General features: G+C 53.4%; 17 protein-coding genes. 6 read left to right on the forward strand and 11 right to left on the reverse strand.

Translation table 11 applies throughout. From position 1 onward, the window contains the following. The first annotated feature begins 12 nt into the window (after nucleotides 1-12). Genes F4V61_RS09245 through F4V61_RS09260 form a run of 4 tightly spaced genes read left to right on the forward strand, consistent with a single transcriptional unit; the run spans nucleotide 13 to nucleotide 2,647 of the window. Nucleotides 13-591: an ECF transporter S component gene (locus F4V61_RS09245; protein ID WP_038397677.1), complete on the forward strand. Its 579-nt coding sequence runs from the start codon at nucleotides 13-15 to the stop codon at nucleotides 589-591. Then, nucleotides 592-1,299, forward strand: a complete 708-nt coding sequence (locus F4V61_RS09250; protein WP_080161277.1) for an energy-coupling factor transporter transmembrane component T — start codon at nucleotides 592-594, stop codon at nucleotides 1,297-1,299. Further along, a complete protein-coding gene (locus tag F4V61_RS09255) occupies nucleotides 1,287-1,964 on the forward strand; it encodes an ABC transporter ATP-binding protein (RefSeq protein WP_058345980.1) in 678 nt (225 codons plus the stop codon). The genes F4V61_RS09250 and F4V61_RS09255 overlap by 13 nt, the downstream gene beginning before the upstream one ends. After that, complete coding sequence (locus F4V61_RS09260; protein ID WP_080161276.1) at nucleotides 1,958-2,647, forward strand: ABC transporter ATP-binding protein; 690 nt, start codon at nucleotides 1,958-1,960, stop codon at nucleotides 2,645-2,647. Before F4V61_RS09255 ends, F4V61_RS09260 begins: the two co-directional genes overlap by 7 nt. On the opposite strand, the gene F4V61_RS09265 is transcribed toward F4V61_RS09260, so the two are convergent. The 7 genes from F4V61_RS09265 to tkt form a co-directional block, all read right to left on the reverse strand. Beyond that, nucleotides 2,616-3,332: a nucleoside/nucleotide kinase family protein gene (locus F4V61_RS09265; RefSeq protein WP_058345982.1), complete on the reverse strand. Its 717-nt coding sequence runs from the start codon at nucleotides 3,330-3,332 to the stop codon at nucleotides 2,616-2,618. The two genes, F4V61_RS09260 and F4V61_RS09265, sit on opposite strands and share 32 nt — an antisense overlap. After that, nucleotides 3,329-3,838 carry an MltR family transcriptional regulator gene (locus F4V61_RS09270; protein WP_000209974.1) on the reverse strand — a complete coding sequence of 170 codons (510 nt, stop codon included), beginning with the start codon at nucleotides 3,836-3,838 and terminating at the stop codon, nucleotides 3,329-3,331. Before F4V61_RS09270 ends, F4V61_RS09265 begins: the two co-directional genes overlap by 4 nt. Before the next feature lie 15 nt (nucleotides 3,839-3,853). After that, complete coding sequence (gene glpX, locus F4V61_RS09275) at nucleotides 3,854-4,825, reverse strand: class II fructose-bisphosphatase (RefSeq protein ID WP_058819789.1); 972 nt, start codon at nucleotides 4,823-4,825, stop codon at nucleotides 3,854-3,856. Beyond that, the gene (locus F4V61_RS09280; RefSeq protein WP_000853175.1) at nucleotides 4,822-6,096 is read right to left on the reverse strand and encodes a zinc-binding dehydrogenase; all 1,275 of its coding nucleotides are present in this window, start codon (nucleotides 6,094-6,096) and stop codon (nucleotides 4,822-4,824) included. Before F4V61_RS09280 ends, glpX begins: the two co-directional genes overlap by 4 nt. Nucleotides 6,097-6,119: 23 nt before the next feature. Next, nucleotides 6,120-7,499, reverse strand: a complete 1,380-nt coding sequence (locus F4V61_RS09285; protein ID WP_058345985.1) for a PTS mannitol transporter subunit IICB — start codon at nucleotides 7,497-7,499, stop codon at nucleotides 6,120-6,122. Nucleotides 7,500-7,526: 27 nt separating this feature from the next. Further along, the gene (gene cmtB / locus F4V61_RS09290) at nucleotides 7,527-7,970 is read right to left on the reverse strand and encodes a PTS mannitol transporter subunit IIA (protein WP_079782234.1); all 444 of its coding nucleotides are present in this window, start codon (nucleotides 7,968-7,970) and stop codon (nucleotides 7,527-7,529) included. 314 nt (nucleotides 7,971-8,284) lie between these two features. Then, nucleotides 8,285-10,276: a transketolase gene (tkt, locus tag F4V61_RS09300; RefSeq protein ID WP_038397669.1), complete on the reverse strand. Its 1,992-nt coding sequence runs from the start codon at nucleotides 10,274-10,276 to the stop codon at nucleotides 8,285-8,287. 274 nt (nucleotides 10,277-10,550) lie between these two features. On the opposite strand from tkt, the gene F4V61_RS09305 reads away from it, so the two are divergent. Beyond that, a complete protein-coding gene (locus F4V61_RS09305) occupies nucleotides 10,551-11,309 on the forward strand; it encodes a M48 family metallopeptidase (RefSeq protein ID WP_000701836.1) in 759 nt (252 codons plus the stop codon). A gap of 142 nt (nucleotides 11,310-11,451) precedes the next feature. Here the strand turns inward: F4V61_RS09305 and speB are convergent, their stop codons facing one another. The 4 genes from speB to F4V61_RS22605 form a co-directional block, all read right to left on the reverse strand. Beyond that, nucleotides 11,452-12,372 (reverse strand): agmatinase, encoded by a 921-nt coding sequence (speB, locus tag F4V61_RS09310; protein ID WP_000105580.1) that lies wholly within the window; start codon nucleotides 12,370-12,372, stop codon nucleotides 11,452-11,454. A 211-nt stretch (nucleotides 12,373-12,583) separates the two neighbouring features. Next, on the reverse strand, nucleotides 12,584-14,560 hold the full coding sequence (speA, locus tag F4V61_RS09315) for a biosynthetic arginine decarboxylase (protein WP_079782236.1): 1,977 nt from the start codon (nucleotides 14,558-14,560) through the stop codon (nucleotides 12,584-12,586). Between the two features lie 8 nt (nucleotides 14,561-14,568). After that, nucleotides 14,569-14,700: an acid stress response protein YqgB gene (gene yqgB, locus F4V61_RS09320; RefSeq protein WP_079835480.1), complete on the reverse strand. Its 132-nt coding sequence runs from the start codon at nucleotides 14,698-14,700 to the stop codon at nucleotides 14,569-14,571. 86 nt (nucleotides 14,701-14,786) lie between these two features. Further along, entirely contained in the window at nucleotides 14,787-14,936 is a 150-nt protein-coding gene (locus F4V61_RS22605; protein ID WP_001751809.1) for a hypothetical protein, read from the reverse strand. 414 nt (nucleotides 14,937-15,350) lie between these two features. Between F4V61_RS22605 and metK the strand changes: the two genes are divergently transcribed. Continuing rightward, a complete protein-coding gene (gene metK / locus F4V61_RS09325; RefSeq protein WP_001062142.1) occupies nucleotides 15,351-16,505 on the forward strand; it encodes a methionine adenosyltransferase in 1,155 nt (384 codons plus the stop codon). The last annotated feature ends 134 nt before the right edge of the window (nucleotides 16,506-16,639 follow it).

Consider the following 16,639-nt stretch of genomic DNA (forward strand, 5'->3'; position numbering starts at 1 on the left):
AAGAGGTGCTTTATGGCGCGTCGCCCGTTTTCCAGCCAGTCTCTGGTTCTGATTGTCATCGCAATTGCCATCAATATGATTGGCGGACAGCTTATTAGCATGTTGAAGCTGCCTATTTTTCTCGACTCGATCGGTACCTTAATTAGCGCGGTACTGTTAGGGCCGGTAATCGGCATGTTGACGGGGCTTCTGACCAACTTGCTGTGGGGGCTGCTTACCGACCCTATCGCTGCCGCGTTTGCCCCGGTAGCGATGGTTATCGGCCTGGTCGCCGGGTGGCTGGCGCGCGCAGGCTGGTTTCGTACCCTGCCCAAAGTGATCGTCAGCGGGGTCGTCATTACGTTAGCGGTGACGCTGGTCGCCGTACCGCTTCGTACCGCGCTTTTTGGCGGCGTTACCGGCAGCGGAGCTGATTTGTTCGTCGCCTGGATGCATTCAATGGGCCAAAACCTGGTGGAGTCTGTCGCGATTACCGTCATAGGCGCTAATCTGGTCGATAAAATTCTGACGGCGATCATCGTTTGGGTACTGCTGCGTCAGCTACCGTTACGTACGACACGGCATTTTCCTGCGATGTCAGCCGTACGCTAAATGCATCCGTTTACCTCGTTAACCTTATGGGCACTGGCGGCCTGCACCACGCTGCTACTCCCTGCGCAGACCGTGCTCCCGGTTTATAGCGCGGCGACTTTCCTCTGTCTGCTGGCGCTGAAATCAACGCGGCGGCGGGCGAAGTGTGTCGCCTGGCTGATGCTGTCTTTAGGGGTTGGGCTATGGCTGGTACATGGCGGTTGGCTAACGGAATGGATAAGCGGGCAGCCTCGCGATCCGCAGCGCTGGATATATGCCGTTACGCTATGGCTACGCCTGCTGGCGATCGTGTCAACGTCGCAGCTATGGATGCAATATGTGCCGGTTCAGCGGTTTATTCGCGCCCTGTTCGCTTCACGTCTGCCACCCGGCATCGCTTACCTGTTCGCTGGCCCTCTGCTGGTCGTCGAACAGCTCAAACGGCAACTGGCGATTGTCCACGAAGCGCAGCGTGCGCGCGGCGTGCCGCTGGATGAAGGCTGGTATCAGCGGCTACGGGCGATGCCTGCGCTGATCGTACCGCTTACGCAAAATGCGCTTAACGATCTGGCGATACGCGGCGCGGCGTTGGATATGCGAGGATTTCGGCTGCATCGTACCCGAACCACGCTGTGGGCGCCGAAAGATAGCGTGTTACAACGGGTTGCGCGGTATGGCATGGTACTGCTGATGCTGGCGGAAGCGGGAGTGTGGATATGGTTACGTTAGAGCAGTTTCGTTATCTTCCGTCCGATGCGACACGCCCGCCGGCATGTTTTGATCTCCACTATTCAACGCCCGGAATGGTGGCGATAGTCGGCGATAACGGCAGCGGAAAAAGTACGCTGGCGCAACTGATGGCAGGCTGGTATCCGGATTATCTTCCCGGCGATATTGACGGCACAGGCTTACTGCTTGGCGTCCCTATCGGGCAGCTCCCGCTGGTAGAACAGTCGCCCGCCATCCAGTTAGTGCAGCAATCGCCTTATTTACAGCTATCCGGCTGTACCTTTAGCGTAGAGGAAGAGGTGGCGTTTGGCCCGGAGAATCTCGGCCTCCAGGAAGCGGAAATTCTACGGCGCATTGACGAGGCGCTAACCCTGACAAACTGCCAGTCGTTACGCCATCGCCATCCCGGCACGCTCTCCGGCGGCGAAACGCAGCGGGTAGTGATTGCCAGCGCGCTTGCCATGCAGCCCAGACTATTAGTTCTTGATGAAGCTTTCAGTCGGCTGACCTCAGCGGCCACCGGGACGCTGCTGGAACGGCTACAACAGTGGGCGCAGGAACGTCATTCTCTCATTGTGCTTTTTGAACGTAATCATTTTCCTTTTCTGACGCGATGCCAGCGGGTATGGCAATTGCGCGACGGAGCGCTAACCCCATTATGTTGACGTTAAATCAGGTCGCTTATCGCTGGCCGGATGCTGCAGCCGACTGTCTGCACGCCATCTCGCTTGAGCTTCAGGACGGCGAATGGCTGGCGTTGACCGGCGATAACGGCGCGGGAAAATCAACGCTGTTACGGATTATGGCCGGCCTGCTTTCCCCCACTTCCGGCTCGGTAACGCTTAATGGAGAGCCGATTGCGCAGCTTAAAAATCGTCAACGCGCCGCCGCTATCGGCGTACTCTTTCAGGAAGCGGAAAACCAGATTTTCCACAGCAATGTCGCGCAAGAGGTGGCTTTTGGGCTGAAACTACAGCGCTTATCGGCAGAGGAAATTTCACGGCGCACCCAAGCCGCGCTGCGGTTATGCCAGATAACGGACGTCGCCGAGGCACACCCGCTTGATCTGCACGCCGCGCAGCGCCGGATGGTGGCGGTCGCCAGTCTGGAGGCGATGGCGCCGCCTGTGTTATTGCTGGATGAACCCAGCCGGGATTTTGACGCCCACTGGCTCAGCGTATTTGAACACTGGCTGGCGACATGCCGGGCGCGGGGAACCAGCGTCGCGGCGATTAGCCATGACGCTGCGTTTACCCGGCGTCATTTTTCACGGGTGGTCAGGCTCCATAACGGCACGCTTTCCCCGCTTAACGTTGTTAAGAGTGAGCCAACCGGTATTCGCCGTTAGCCGTCATCTCCAGCATCAGATCGGCAGATCGGCTATTTTCCAGCACCCGACGCACATTAGGGCCATCGGTATGCTCATAAAACGCATCGGCTTCAGCCTGCGACAAACCGCCCGCCAGCTTACGGCCTACCAGCCGGGCGCGCAATACTTCCGCCGGGGCGCGAATAAACAGCGAGTAATCACAATATTCCGCCAGTACGCGCCATCTTTCGTCATGCCGCAATAACCAGTTACCTTCAATGATCACGATCGGCGCCGTGACCACAACGGCGTGTTCCACCGGGTCGTGCCGCTGCCGGTCATACTGCGGCCAGGTCGCCTCGCCAGCCCGCACCTGACGCAGGTTTTCCGCCAGCTTATCAACGTTAAAGGTCTCCGGCGCGCCTTTACAGTCACGGAGATTATGCGCCTCCAGCCAACTATTATAATAATGAAAACCATCCATTGGGAGCGTTTGAATTTCCGGCAACTCATCATCCAGGCGAGAGAGGTATTCCCAGAAGGTGGTCAGCGTGGACTTGCCTGTTCCAGGCGGCGCGCTAAGAAAAACGATGGTACGGCGCTCAAATTTAGCGGCATGTATTTTAGCCAGGTGTTGCAGTAAGGGCTTGTGAACCTGCTCTATTTCATCATCATGATAATGTGCTTCAACGTGCAGCCCATTAACCGTTAATGCGATTTTCACGGCGTTAATTCCTTTAAAATTGTCGTTACCGCCAGCGCCATCGCCGTTTTGACCATACCGGTAAAACGCACCTCAGACCACGCGGCGAAGTCGGCAAACTTCATCGACTCCAGCGCGCCATATAAGGGCGCATTACGGGTAATACAGTTAACGTTACTGATAAAGTCCCAGGTAATGTCGTCGGCAAAACCGGGAATCGCGTCTTGTTCATGCAGGTACTGATAAAACTGAGAAAAATGGGTGATGTCAGCGTAGAGCCATTTATCCATTTTCCCCAGCGCATAAATCAGACGCAACGCAACGTCGATATCATCAAGCGGCCCGCTTTGGGCGAGTAACGGCTTCACTGCATATTCCACAATTTCTTCATCATTATCGACAAACAGCGACGGCAGAAAGCGCTTAATGCCCTGGAGCAAAATGTTATGTGCCGTCGTCATAAACGAAAGTAAATTATTTTGAGCGTCCAGTTGCTCAAGCACATCGTCTTCTGTCAGCGTCGTCATTCGTTTCTCGATAGGTCACCATGAATGCAGAGAGTCTATTATATTACACGTTCGATCTGCGCTGCCGATCAGTAAAGTTTGCGTGCGCACGCCGTTCGCAACCCGTTGGATCCCGTTAACCAGATCGCCGCCCGTAACGCCCGTCGCGCTAAAGAGAATGTCATTACCGGCAGCCAGTTCGTCAAGGGAGTAGACGCGGTTAACCGCAACGCCCATTTCTTCGCAGCGTTGACGCTCCTGTTGCGCCACCAGGCGGTTGTCAGCGTTGTCCCCTTTCGCTTCACAAAAGTCGAGCAGCTCCGCCTGCATATCACCGCCCAGCGCTTTTACCGCACAGGCGGAAATTACGCCTTCAGGCGCGCCGCCAATGGTATACATCAGATCATAAGGGTTATCCTGCAAACAGGTCAGGACGCTGGCCGCCACATCACCATCAGAGAGGGCGAAAACCTTAACCCCAAGTTGTGTCGCCTGTGTAATGGCCGGCTGCAGCCGCGGTTTATCTAACGTGACCATACGCAGCTCCTCCAGCGGCTTATTTAGCGCCCTGGCGACATTTCGCAGATTATCGGTTAACGATAACGCCAGGTTAATCACGCCTTTCGCCTGCCGACTTACGACCAGCTTTTTCATATACATATCGGGCGCATGTAACAAGCTACCCCGGGGCGCAAACGCCATGACGGCCAGCGCATTGCTTTGTCCCATAGCGACCATTCGGGTGCCTTCTATAGGATCGACGGCGATATCCACCTCCGGCCCCTCGCCGTTACCAACCTCTTCGCCAATCCATAACATGGGCGCATGATCGATTTCTCCCTCGCCGATGACGATCCGCCCACGGATGGCGATATCATTCAACGCCTGACGCATCGCGGTAACAGCCAGCCCATCAATTCTGTTCTTATCGCCGCAGCCGGTTTGCGGCCAGGCAGCCAGCGCTGCCTGCTCCGTAATGCGAAATAGCGGCCATGCCAGAGACATCATGCCGCCTCCCCGATATCCACGCCAAATTGCGCCAGCAGGTATCTTTCCGCTTTTTCGTTCCAGATGCCGTGCGTCTCTTCAACCAGACGCGCCAGCTCCCTGAACAACGGATCCGTTTTTCCTTTTTCGGCGAAATCAGTAATCGCCGTCAGCGGCATGGTGACGCCGTTATAGATAAGCTTTTTACCGCCAGGAATATCCGGCAAGTTGAGTACGGTGTCCGGCACGGCATCCAGTCCGCCAATATGCGTCACCATGAATGAAGGCTGAAGCTGTCCTGTTGCGCTTAACGCAATAGCCTCTTTCATATCACCCGTGGAACCGCCTGATGTCCCTACGACATGGGTGCTGTTGTAATGCACATTGTAAAAATTAAACGGTACCTTGAACTGGCTATCTGTCGGCCCGGCAAAGAAATTCAGGCAACCGTCTTCTGCGAGAAGATCGTCAGCCATTTCAACAACGGACGGAACGGCGGCATAAACAAAGACATCATCAAATCCTGCGCCATCGGTTAATGCCCGAAGTTGCGCAGCAGGATCAGCCATGCCCGCGGTATTCACATAGATAAGCTCAATGCCCTTCTCGGCGGCCTGTTTGACCGGCAGCAGTTTTTTCGCCTGCGTCAGGCGGGCTTCATCGATATCTACCACCACAACTCGCGACGGCTGGATCCCGCCGTTAATGGCATAATCAATCGCGCCAATGCCCATCGGTCCGGCACAGGCCAGGAGCGCGATATTACCGCCGGGTTTGACTCCCATCCGATGTTCATAAACATAAGGCGTTGTATGATAATTCGCATTATAGGCGCCAATAATGCAGCACATGGGTTCCGCCAGCGATGCTGCGGCAAAATAAGAACCGTGATACGGTAAAACACAGCCCAGATTAATCGCTACTTCCGGGATTATCATGTACGTGGCGTTACCGCCAAAATATTCGTAGCTGTAGCCAGCAGAATAACCGCTCGGCAGGCCCATCGCCGGTTGTAAAACAAAACGCTGTCCTTTTTTATATTTATCAGTCAGGTTTTTTCCTACTTCGACGATAATTCCGGCACATTCATGACCCGTAATGACAGGATGATTTTCCAGGTCATCTGGCACTCGCTTATGTTCACTGCCTAATAAAGCGGCTTTCCAGGTAGAGAGACATACGCTGTCGGAAATTACGCTTACGAGCAGTTCATTCTCAGTAATATCGGGTAATTCAAACTCACGGATACGGACATCCCGCTTGCCATATATAGCAGCTACTTTCGTTTTCATATTTACTCCAGAAACCTGAAATATTAATTCGATGTCAAATGGTTAAATAAATCATCAAGGCGCGGATCGCCAATATAGTTCTTAATAAGTATTAAGGGCTTATTGCTGACTCGCTTAACGCGTCCTTCAAGGCTGGCATGGGTAACAATAATATCGGCATCATCCGGTACATTTTCGATAGCGTAATGTTTAACGTCGATAGTCAGGCCCGCCTTTTCCAGACGTCGGCGGAACGTTGTCGCGCCCATTGCGCTGGAGCCCATCCCCGCATCGCAGACAAAGGCGATGCGTTTCACGTCGCGATATGAAAATTTACCTTCCTGCTTCATGGCTTTCACCGCTTTAGCGGAATCGCTAAAAGTATCTTCGCTGTCGGCTTCGCTACTTTTTTCCATTTTCAAAATGAAAGCGGTGATAATAAAGGTCACTGCCGTTCCCGCCGTTACGCCAGCAATCGTAGCAAGGAAAGAACCTTTCGGCGTCAGCGCCAGGTAAGCGAAAATTGAACCCGGACTTGGCCCTGCAACCAGGCCGCCATCCAGCAGGTTAAACACCCATGTTCCGCTCATCCCGCCGACAATCATGGCGATGAGTGTTAATGGCTTCATCAGCACGTAGGGAAAATAGAGCTCATGAATCCCGCCGAGGAAATGGATAATCATGGCGCCAGGCGCAGATTTCTTTGCCATTCCTTTGCCGAATAGCGTAAAGGCAAGCAGCAAACCTAAGCCAGGCCCCGGGTTAGAAGCCACCATAAAGAAAATGGACTTTCCGGTTTCCGACGCTTGTTGCATTCCCAACGGATAATAAACGCCCTGATCGATGGCATTGTTCAAAAAGAGGATTTTTGCCGGTTCATTGATTAAAGACAACAGCGGCAGATAACCCGCATGTACCAATGATTCAATACACTCCTTCACAAAGTTATTGGCAATGAGTACCGCCGGACCAATCACTTCAAAACCCAGCAGACACAAAATCATCCCGGCGATACCCAGCGAGAAGTTATTAATCACCATCTCAAAACCGGCGGGAATCCGCTTCTCCAGCACCCGATCAATATATTTAATGACCAGACCGCCGAGAGGCCCCATAATCATTGAGCCAAGAAACATGGGGATATCAGCGCCGATGATAACGCCAATGGTGCCAATGCCCCCCATCACGGCGCCACGCTTTCCACCTATCAGATGTCCACCGGTAGAACCAATCATTACCGGCAGTAAATAGGTAATCATCGGGCCGACAATTTTGGCGAAATGCTCATTTGGCATCCACCCTGTTGGAATAAATAATGCAGTGATAAACCCCCAGGCAATAAAAGCGCCGATATTGGGAATGACCATCGCGGTCAAAAAGCCCCCAAAAGCCTGGACCTTTGCACGAGCAGACTTGTGTTCCATAATAATATCCTGTAAAGGAGAGAATAATTATGCGCGAGCTATAATATCCGCCAGCTCTTTTTCTGATTCCGCAGCTAATAACGCCGCTAAAATATCCTCTTCACATAATAGTTCGCTTAACGCCTGAATAGCGCCAATATGTGAATCTGAATCTGCTGCTGACAGGCCGATTAATAATTTTATGCCGTCATCCTCGTCGGTAAACTGCACATCCTGCCTGAGCAATGTTAATGACATCCCGGTTTTTAACGCGCCGCATTCGGGGCGAGCATGAGGCATCGCGACACCGGGCGCCAGAATATAGTAAGGACCATTACTGACTGTTGAATCTTTGATAGCCTGAATATAATTTTCATTTATATAACGATTAGTCAAAAGGGATGACATGGAAAAATCAACAGCTTCCTGCCAATTTTGTGCCGATGGTCTTATTGTAATAGATGCTTCAGGAAAATAATCTATTAACCGCATAAACTATCCTTATTTTATTTTTAGGGTACAACCTGTCGTTAAAAATAAAATACGCGGGCGGCAAAATGAAATCAATCCAGGCGAAAAAGCGAGCGTTTAAAATGACATGATTATAATTTATCTATAAAACAAACCGTTATAATTAAAAAAACAAAAAGCAAGTTTCATTTTGTGATGTTCATTGCAAATTCAATAAATAATATAATATCAAAATTGTGATAAAAATCACAAATAAAACCTTGTTAGCGACAAATAAATGTATCTAAAAATAAAAACGGGTCGCCGAAGCGACCCGTTTTATGCCGTATTAAGGATTACAGCAGCGCTTTCGCTTTGGCGATCACGTTGTCCACAGTGAAGCCAAACTCTTCAAACAACAGCTCTGCCGGGGCGGATTCACCGAAGGTGGTCATACCGACAATCGCGCCGTTCAGGCCGACGTATTTGTACCAGTAGTCAGCAATACCCGCTTCAATCGCCACACGTGCAGACACCGCTTTCGGCAGCACAGATTCACGGTATGCCGCATCCTGTTTGTCGAATGCGTCGGTGGACGGCATGGACACCACTCGCGCCTTCACGCCTTCGGCAGTCAGTTTTTCGTAAGCGGCTACCGCCAGCTCCACTTCAGAACCAGTGGCAATGAAGATCAGCTCCGGTTGACCGACACAATCTTTCAGTACGTAGCCGCCGCGCGCGATGTTCGCCAGTTGCGCTTCAGTACGTTCCTGCTGCGCCAGGTTCTGGCGGGAGAGGATCAGCGCGGTCGGGCCGTCCTGACGCTCTACGCCATATTTCCACGCCACTGCGGATTCTACCTGGTCGCAAGGACGCCATGTGGACATATTCGGCGTCACACGCAGAGAAGCCACCTGCTCAACCGGCTGGTGCGTCGGGCCATCTTCGCCCAGACCGATGGAGTCGTGGGTGTAGACCATCACCTGACGTTGTTTCATCAGCGCCGCCATACGCACCGCGTTACGCGCATATTCCACGAACATCAGGAAGGTGGAGGTGTACGGCAGGAAGCCGCCGTGCAGGGCGATGCCGTTGGCAATGGCGGTCATACCGAATTCGCGCACGCCGTAGTGAATGTAGTTACCCGCCGCGTCTTCGTTAATTGCCTTAGAGCCGGACCACAGTGTCAGGTTAGAGGGCGCGAGGTCTGCGGAGCCGCCGAGGAATTCCGGCAACAGCGGGCCGAAGGCTTCGATGGCATTCTGGGACGCTTTACGGCTGGCGATTTTCGCCGGGTTAGCCTGCAGTTTAGCGATGAACTCGTTCGCTTTCGCATCGAAGTCAGCCGGCATATCGCCTTTCATACGACGGGTGAATTCAGCCGCTTCCTGCGGGAAGGCTTTCTCATAAGCAGCGAATTTCTCATTCCATGCAGACTCTTTCGCCTGGCCGGCTTCTTTCGCATCCCACTGAGCGTAGATTTCAGACGGGATTTCGAACGGCGCGTATTTCCAGCCCAGTTGTTCGCGGGTCAGCGCGATTTCCGCGTCGCCCAGCGGCGCGCCGTGGGAATCGTGGGTACCCTGTTTGTTCGGCGAACCGAAACCGATGATGGTTTTGCACATCAGCAGGGACGGTTTGTCAGTCACGGCGCGAGCTTCTTCCGTGGCGCGTTTAATGGCGTCGGCATCGTGACCGTCAATGCCACGGATAACGTGCCAGCCGTAGGCTTCAAAACGCTTCGCGGTGTCATCGGTGAACCAGCCTTCAACGTGACCATCGATGGAGATACCGTTGTCGTCATAGAACGCGATCAGTTTACCCAGTTTCAGAGTACCGGCCAGAGAACATACCTCATGAGAGATACCTTCCATCATGCAGCCGTCGCCCATAAAGACGTAAGTAAAATGGTCAACGATGTCGTGACCCGGACGGTTAAACTGCGCCGCCAGCGTTTTCTCGGCAATCGCCATACCGACGGCGTTGGCAATGCCCTGCCCCAGCGGGCCGGTGGTGGTTTCAACGCCAGCGGTGTACCCTACTTCCGGGTGGCCCGGGGTTTTGGAGTGCAGTTGACGGAAGTTTTGCAGCTCGGACATCGGCAGATCATAGCCTGTGAGGTGCAGCAGGCTGTAAATCAGCATGGAGCCGTGGCCATTAGACAACACGAAACGGTCGCGGTCGACCCAGGACGGGTTGGTCGGGTTGTGGTTCAGGAAATCACGCCACAGGACTTCGGCAATGTCAGCCATACCCATCGGGGCACCCGGGTGACCGGATTTGGCTTTCTGTACTGCGTCCATGCTCAGCGCACGAATAGCATTGGCAAGCTCTTTACGTGAGGACATTTTGACTCCAGATCGGATGTTGAAGGCCATGCCCGTAACGACTTGACGACAGCGCGTTTTGGGCTACGCCGGAAAATTTGCCAACAATTTACCCCAAGCCACGCGTCATGTACATGGAACATCCTTTTACCGCTTCAGAAATCTCCGGATCGTGCTCGCATGTTGCCCAATTAGCTAACTTGCCTGCCGCGCTTTTCTTTATACTTAACCCAAGCGCCAATTCATCTGCAACCGGCGCATTTCAAAACAATATTGATTCGTATGGAAGAGAAAAATGAAAATTCGCGCTTTACTGCTTGCTATGGGCATGGCGACGGCACTGACTGGCTGCCAGAATATGGACTCCAATGGACTGCTTTCTTCAGGCGCTGAAGCTTTTCAGGCCTATACGTTAAGCGATGCGCAGGTAAAAGCGCTGAGCGATCAATCCTGTCAGGAGCTCGACAGCAAAGCGAAAATCGCGCCGGCGAGCAGCGAATACGCTAAACGACTGGCAAAAATCGCCGCCGCGCTGGGGGATAACATTAACGGCCAACCGGTGAACTATAAGGTTTACGAGACGAAAGACGTCAACGCGTTTGCCATGGCGAACGGTTGTATCCGCGTCTACAGCGGGCTAATGGATATGATGACCGACAACGAAGTTGAAGCAGTGATCGGCCATGAAATGGGCCATGTCGCGCTGGGTCATGTAAAGAAAGGGATGCAGGTCGCGCTGGGCACTAACGCCGTGCGCGTCGCGGCGGCATCGGCAGGAGGCGTTGTCGGTAGCCTGTCGCAATCACAGCTTGGCGATCTTGGCGAAAAACTGGTGAACTCGCAGTTCTCCCAACGTCAGGAGTCCGAAGCGGATGATTATTCTTACGATTTGTTGCGCAAACGCGGCATCAGTCCGGCGGGACTCGCCACCAGCTTTGAGAAACTGGCGAAACTGGAAGCGGGCCGTCAAAGCTCGATGTTTGACGATCACCCGGCGTCCGCCGCGCGCGCGCAGCATGTGCGCGATCGTATGAGCGCGGACGGAATCAAATAATCCCCGAACAGTGCCGGATGGCGGCTTCGCCTTATCCGACCTACAGACAGGCGAAGCTGAAAGCGGAACGTTAAACGTGGCGAGCATTGTAGTTGTAGGTCGGATAAGCACCATCCGGCATTAACAGCATAGGTATGCCCGATTACTCGCCCTTCTTCGCCGCCTGGATATAGAGCATTTCTAATGCCAGCGTCGCGGCCGCCAGAGCGGTGATCTCCGACTGATCGTAAGCCGGCGCGACTTCTACCACATCCATACCGACAATGTTCAGATCTTTCAGACCGCGCACCAGTTTAATGGCGCGATCGGAGGTCAAACCGCCGATCACTGGCGTACCGGTACCAGGCGCAAACGCCGGGTCCAGACAGTCGATATCAAAGGTCAGATAGACCGGCATATCGCCGACGATCTGTTTCACCTGAGCGAGGATATCATCCACGCCGCGATCGTTGACCTGACAGGCATCCAGTACGGTAAAGCCATTGTCTTTGTCAAACTCGGTGCGGATACCGATCTGCACCGAATGATGCGGATCGATCAAGCCTTCTTTCGGCGCGGTGTAGAACATCGTGCCGTGATCGAATTCGCAGCCGTTAGCGTAGGTATCGGTATGAGCGTCAAAATGTACCAGCGCCATTTTGCCAAAATGTTTCGCATGGGCGCGCAGCAGCGGCAGCGTGACAAAGTGGTCGCCGCCGAAAGAGAGCATACGCTTACCCGCAGACAGCAGTTTTTCGGCGTGCGCCTGTAATTTTTCACTCATTTCGCGGGCATCGCCAAACGCATACACCAGATCGCCGCAGTCCACGACGTTCAGGCGCTCGCGCATGTCAAAATTCCACGGGAAACGGTGATGTTCCCAGGCGAGGTTGGTCGACACCTGACGGATCGCCGCCGGGCCATGACGACCGCCAGCGCGACCGGACGTTGCCATATCAAACGGTACGCCAGTGATCACCCAGTCGGCATCGCTTTCATACGGCTGGAAGTTCATTGGCAGACGTAAAAAACCAAACGCATTAGAAACCAGTGAGTTATCGTACTGATGACCTAAGGTGCTCATGTCCTGACCTCTTTTAAAGTCGTTGCATTAATAAGATGAAAAAAATCCCCTCCGCGTCGTTAAACCCGACGAGGAAGGGATTGATTTGTAAATCGCTATTGTGGCGAATTATCGCCGTTAAGTTGTACAGATTCAAGTGAACGTTGCAACCGCCGGATGGCGGCTTCGCCTTATCCGGCCTGGCAAATGCAACGTCACCGGGCGCTTTCCGTTACTCGTCTTCCAGATAAGTATAGCCGTACAGACCCGCTTCAAATTCTTCAAGGAACTGCTGCTGCAACGCATCGTCCAGATCCGTCTGTTTTACCTGGTCGCGGAAATGCGTTAACAACGTTTTCGGATCCAGTTGCACATATTGCAGCATATCCGCAACGGTATCGCCTTCGTCAGACAGCTCAACCTCGACGTTACCGTCCGGGAAGACAAACACGTCAACCGCTTCAGTATCGCCAAACAGGTTGTGCATGTTACCGAGGATCTCCTGATAGGCGCCGACCATAAAGAAGCCGAGCATCGGCGGATTCTCTGGATCGTATTCCGGCATCGGCATCGTCGTGGCGATACCGTCGCCATCGATATAGTGATCGATAGCGCCATCGGAATCACAGGTAATATCCAGCAGCACGGCACGACGCTCCGGTACCTGATCTAAGCCTTCCAGCGGCAGCACAGGGAACAACTGATCGATCCCCCACGCATCCGGCATCGACTGGAACAGCGAGAAGTTGACGTACATTTTGTCCGCCATTCGCTCTTGCAGTTCGTCGATAATCGGGCGATGCGCACGGTTTTGCGGGTCCAGTTGCTTCTGCACTTCATGGCACATACTGAGGTAAAGTTGCTCCGCCCAGGCGCGCTCCTGCAAACTAAACGCGCCGGAAGAGTAGCCGATATGAATATCGTGCAGATCCATTTGGCTGTCATGTAACCACTCACGCAGCGAGCGGCGGGTGCCCGGCTTATGCATCTCCTGCCAGGTTTCCCACAGATTTTGCAGCGCGCGCGGCGCATCTTCAGCAGGGGCAGTTGGGTCCGTGTATTCGTTACGCTCTACGCCGATGATGTTAGATACCAGTACGGTATGGTGCGCGGTGACGGCGCGGCCAGACTCGGTAATCACCGTCGGATGCGGCAAACCATGCTCTTCGCAGGCATCGCCAATCGCCCAAATGATGTTATTGGCGTATTCGTTCAGGCCATAGTTCACCGAACAATCGGACTGCGAGCGGGTACCTTCATAATCTACGCCCAGACCGCCCCCCACGTCGAAGCACTGGATATTAACGCCCAGCTTATGCAGTTCAACATAGAAACGCGCGGACTCGCGCACGCCGGTCGCGATATCGCGAATATTCGCCATCTGCGATCCCAGATGGAAGTGTAACAGTTGCAGACTGTCCAGACGCCCGGCGTCGCGCAGGGTCTCCACCAGTTGCAGCACCTGTGTCGCCGCCAGGCCGAATTTTGATTTTTCGCCGCCGGAGGATTGCCACTTACCAGACCCCTGGGAGGCCAGACGCGCACGCACGCCCAGGCGGGGAACCACGTTCAGACGCTCGGCTTCTTCCAGCACTATCGCGATTTCAGACATCTTTTCGATGACCAGATAAACCTTATGGCCCATCTTCTCGCCAATCAGCGCCAGCCGAATGTATTCACGGTCTTTATAACCATTACAGACGATCACGCTACGGGTCATGCCGGCATGCGCCAGCACCGCCATCAATTCCGCTTTCGACCCCGCTTCCAGCCCCAACGGTTCACCGGAATGGATAAGGGACTCGATCACGCGGCGATGCTGATTGACCTTAATCGGGTAAACGAGGAAGTAGTCGCCGTTATAACCGTAAGATTCACGCGCACGCTTAAACGCCGCGTTAATTGAACGCAAACGGTGTTGCAGGATCTGCGGGAAGCAGAACAGTGCCGGCAGACGCTGGCCTTGCGCTTCGCGCGCTTTCACCAGTTTGGCGAGATCGACGCGCGCTTCCGGTACGTCGGGATCGGGGCACACGCTGATGTGGCCCAGCTCGTTGACGTCGTAGTAGTTATTGCCCCACCAGGCAATATTGTAAGTGCGCAGCATCTTGCTGGCTTCCTGGGAGCTCATTGCAACCTCCTGCATGGAGCGTAGTACACCCTGTTCGCCTGCTGACGAAGGCGAACCCATAGAAATGTCGTCAGACATAGCGAACCTCAATTTTTATTAGCAAGTGTAAAACAGTTGACTACTATCGCAATCCGAAGACGCGATAACAACCCATAAACAAACGGATTTTCCAGCAGATAGTGCTGACGCTCCGCCTGCGCGACCGGTTTCTTTTTCATATCATTGTAAAACACGTAACCGAACTTACAGATAACGGTTCGGCGAAACCACGAGAAAACTCTTGTGTTAACAAGAGCGCCCTTGTTCAGTCTTCAGCGCCATTGCCGGCTCTGGAATCCTGAGAAGCGCCGAGATGGGTATAACATCGGCAGGTATGCAAAGCAGAGATACAGATTGCGGGGGACATGCGCGCACCAGAACGATGCGACAGATTCAGCAGAATACAACGGTTCATTATCTCGTATCACCTCCACGGCCGCCTCGTAAGACGAACCCACAAGCCAAAGCAACGTTTTAACCCGGCTGGAAGTGGCGACACGAAGAAAACGTCGTGTGCTTTTGTATAAGCCGCGCGTCGCGTTTTATACCCAGAACGCAGAAAAAAAGCAAAGTATAAATGCGCATAATGTCAGCATTGTCTGAAACGTTTTCCGCGGGATTTTGCCCGGCAATGCGACGGCCTTCAAAAAAAACTGGAAATTGGGCGAAGAAGTGACCTAAAATAGCCGTCCAGATGTTAATCCATCCATACCGATTAACACTCAGACTGCCAGTGTCAGTGATCTTCAGACTCATGGTAGAATCTTCTACCCTGGCTATTCCGCACAACAGTTTGAGCTAACTAAATTCTCCTTAGGTGAAATTAAATATGGCAAAACACCTTTTTACGTCTGAGTCCGTATCAGAAGGGCATCCTGACAAAATCGCTGACCAAATCTCTGATGCCGTGTTGGACGCCATCCTGCAACAGGATCCGAAAGCACGCGTCGCCTGTGAAACCTACGTCAAAACCGGCATGGTTTTAGTTGGCGGTGAGATCACCACCAGCGCCTGGGTCGATATCGAAGAGATTACCCGTAATACGGTGCGCGAAATTGGCTATGTGCATTCCGACATGGGCTTTGACGCCAACTCTTGCGCGGTACTAAGCGCAATTGGCAAACAGTCTCCGGATATCAACCAGGGCGTTGACCGCGCAGACCCGCTGGAACAAGGCGCGGGCGACCAGGGCCTGATGTTTGGCTACGCGACAAATGAAACCGACGTACTGATGCCTGCGCCAATCACCTACGCGCACCGTCTGGTACAGCGTCAGGCTGAAGTGCGTAAAAATGGCACCCTGCCATGGCTGCGTCCGGATGCAAAAAGCCAGGTCACTTTCCAGTATGACGACGGCAAAATCGTCGGTATCGACGCTGTGGTTCTCTCTACGCAGCACGCAGAAGATATCGACCAAAAATCGCTGCAAGAAGCGGTGATGGAAGAGATCATCAAACCCATTCTGCCGTCTGAATGGTTAAATACGTCCACTAAGTTTTTTATCAACCCAACCGGTCGTTTTGTTATCGGCGGCCCGATGGGCGATTGTGGTCTGACCGGTCGTAAGATCATCGTTGATACTTACGGCGGTATGGCGCGTCACGGCGGCGGCGCCTTCTCCGGTAAAGATCCGTCGAAAGTTGACCGTTCTGCGGCTTACGCGGCGCGTTATGTCGCGAAAAACATCGTGGCGGCAGGCCTGGCGGACCGCTGTGAAATCCAGGTCTCCTACGCTATCGGCGTAGCGGAACCAACCTCCATTATGGTGGAAACGTTCGGGACCGAAAAAGTATCTTCTGAACAGTTGACTCTGCTGGTGCGCGAATTCTTCGACCTACGCCCGTACGGTTTGATTCAGATGCTGGATCTGCTGCACCCGATCTACAAAGAAACGGCGGCTTACGGCCACTTTGGTCGCGAAAACTTCCCGTGGGAGAAGACCGACAAAGCGCAACTGCTGCGCGATGCCGCCGGTCTGAAATAATCTCCCGTGCCTGGCTATATATTTCAGTCAGGTAAGCCATGCCGTACTCATAAAGGCCAGCGCCATGCTGGCCTTTATCATTGCCGACAGCCCCTCATCGTTTCGCAAACATCTTTTTGTGATGCGCAGCACAA

Source organism: Salmonella enterica subsp. arizonae (assembly GCF_008692845.1).
Lineage (GTDB): Bacteria > Pseudomonadota > Gammaproteobacteria > Enterobacterales > Enterobacteriaceae > Salmonella > Salmonella arizonae.

Bases quoted from the DNA above. Each gene is read 5' to 3' on its own strand.
- metK (WP_001062142.1), top strand. From the start codon at position 15,351: ATGGCAAAACACCTTTTTACGTCTGAGTCCGTATCAGAAGGGCATCCT.
- F4V61_RS09260 (WP_080161276.1), top strand. From the start codon at position 1,958: ATGTTGACGTTAAATCAGGTCGCTTATCGCTGGCCGGATGCTGCAGCC.
- F4V61_RS09245 (WP_038397677.1), top strand. From the start codon at position 13: ATGGCGCGTCGCCCGTTTTCCAGCCAGTCTCTGGTTCTGATTGTCATC.
- F4V61_RS09285 (WP_058345985.1), bottom strand. From the start codon at position 7,499: ATGGAACACAAGTCTGCTCGTGCAAAGGTCCAGGCTTTTGGGGGCTTT.
- yqgB (WP_079835480.1), bottom strand. From the start codon at position 14,700: ATGAAAAAGAAACCGGTCGCGCAGGCGGAGCGTCAGCACTATCTGCTG.
- tkt (WP_038397669.1), bottom strand. From the start codon at position 10,276: ATGTCCTCACGTAAAGAGCTTGCCAATGCTATTCGTGCGCTGAGCATG.
- cmtB (WP_079782234.1), bottom strand. From the start codon at position 7,970: ATGCGGTTAATAGATTATTTTCCTGAAGCATCTATTACAATAAGACCA.
- F4V61_RS09270 (WP_000209974.1), bottom strand. From the start codon at position 3,838: ATGACGACGCTGACAGAAGACGATGTGCTTGAGCAACTGGACGCTCAA.
- glpX (WP_058819789.1), bottom strand. From the start codon at position 4,825: ATGATGTCTCTGGCATGGCCGCTATTTCGCATTACGGAGCAGGCAGCG.
- speB (WP_000105580.1), bottom strand. From the start codon at position 12,372: ATGAGCACCTTAGGTCATCAGTACGATAACTCACTGGTTTCTAATGCG.
- F4V61_RS22605 (WP_001751809.1), bottom strand. From the start codon at position 14,936: ATGAACCGTTGTATTCTGCTGAATCTGTCGCATCGTTCTGGTGCGCGC.
- F4V61_RS09280 (WP_000853175.1), bottom strand. From the start codon at position 6,096: ATGAAAACGAAAGTAGCTGCTATATATGGCAAGCGGGATGTCCGTATC.
- F4V61_RS09305 (WP_000701836.1), top strand. From the start codon at position 10,551: ATGAAAATTCGCGCTTTACTGCTTGCTATGGGCATGGCGACGGCACTG.
- F4V61_RS09250 (WP_080161277.1), top strand. From the start codon at position 592: ATGCATCCGTTTACCTCGTTAACCTTATGGGCACTGGCGGCCTGCACC.
- speA (WP_079782236.1), bottom strand. From the start codon at position 14,560: ATGTCTGACGACATTTCTATGGGTTCGCCTTCGTCAGCAGGCGAACAG.
- F4V61_RS09255 (WP_058345980.1), top strand. From the start codon at position 1,287: ATGGTTACGTTAGAGCAGTTTCGTTATCTTCCGTCCGATGCGACACGC.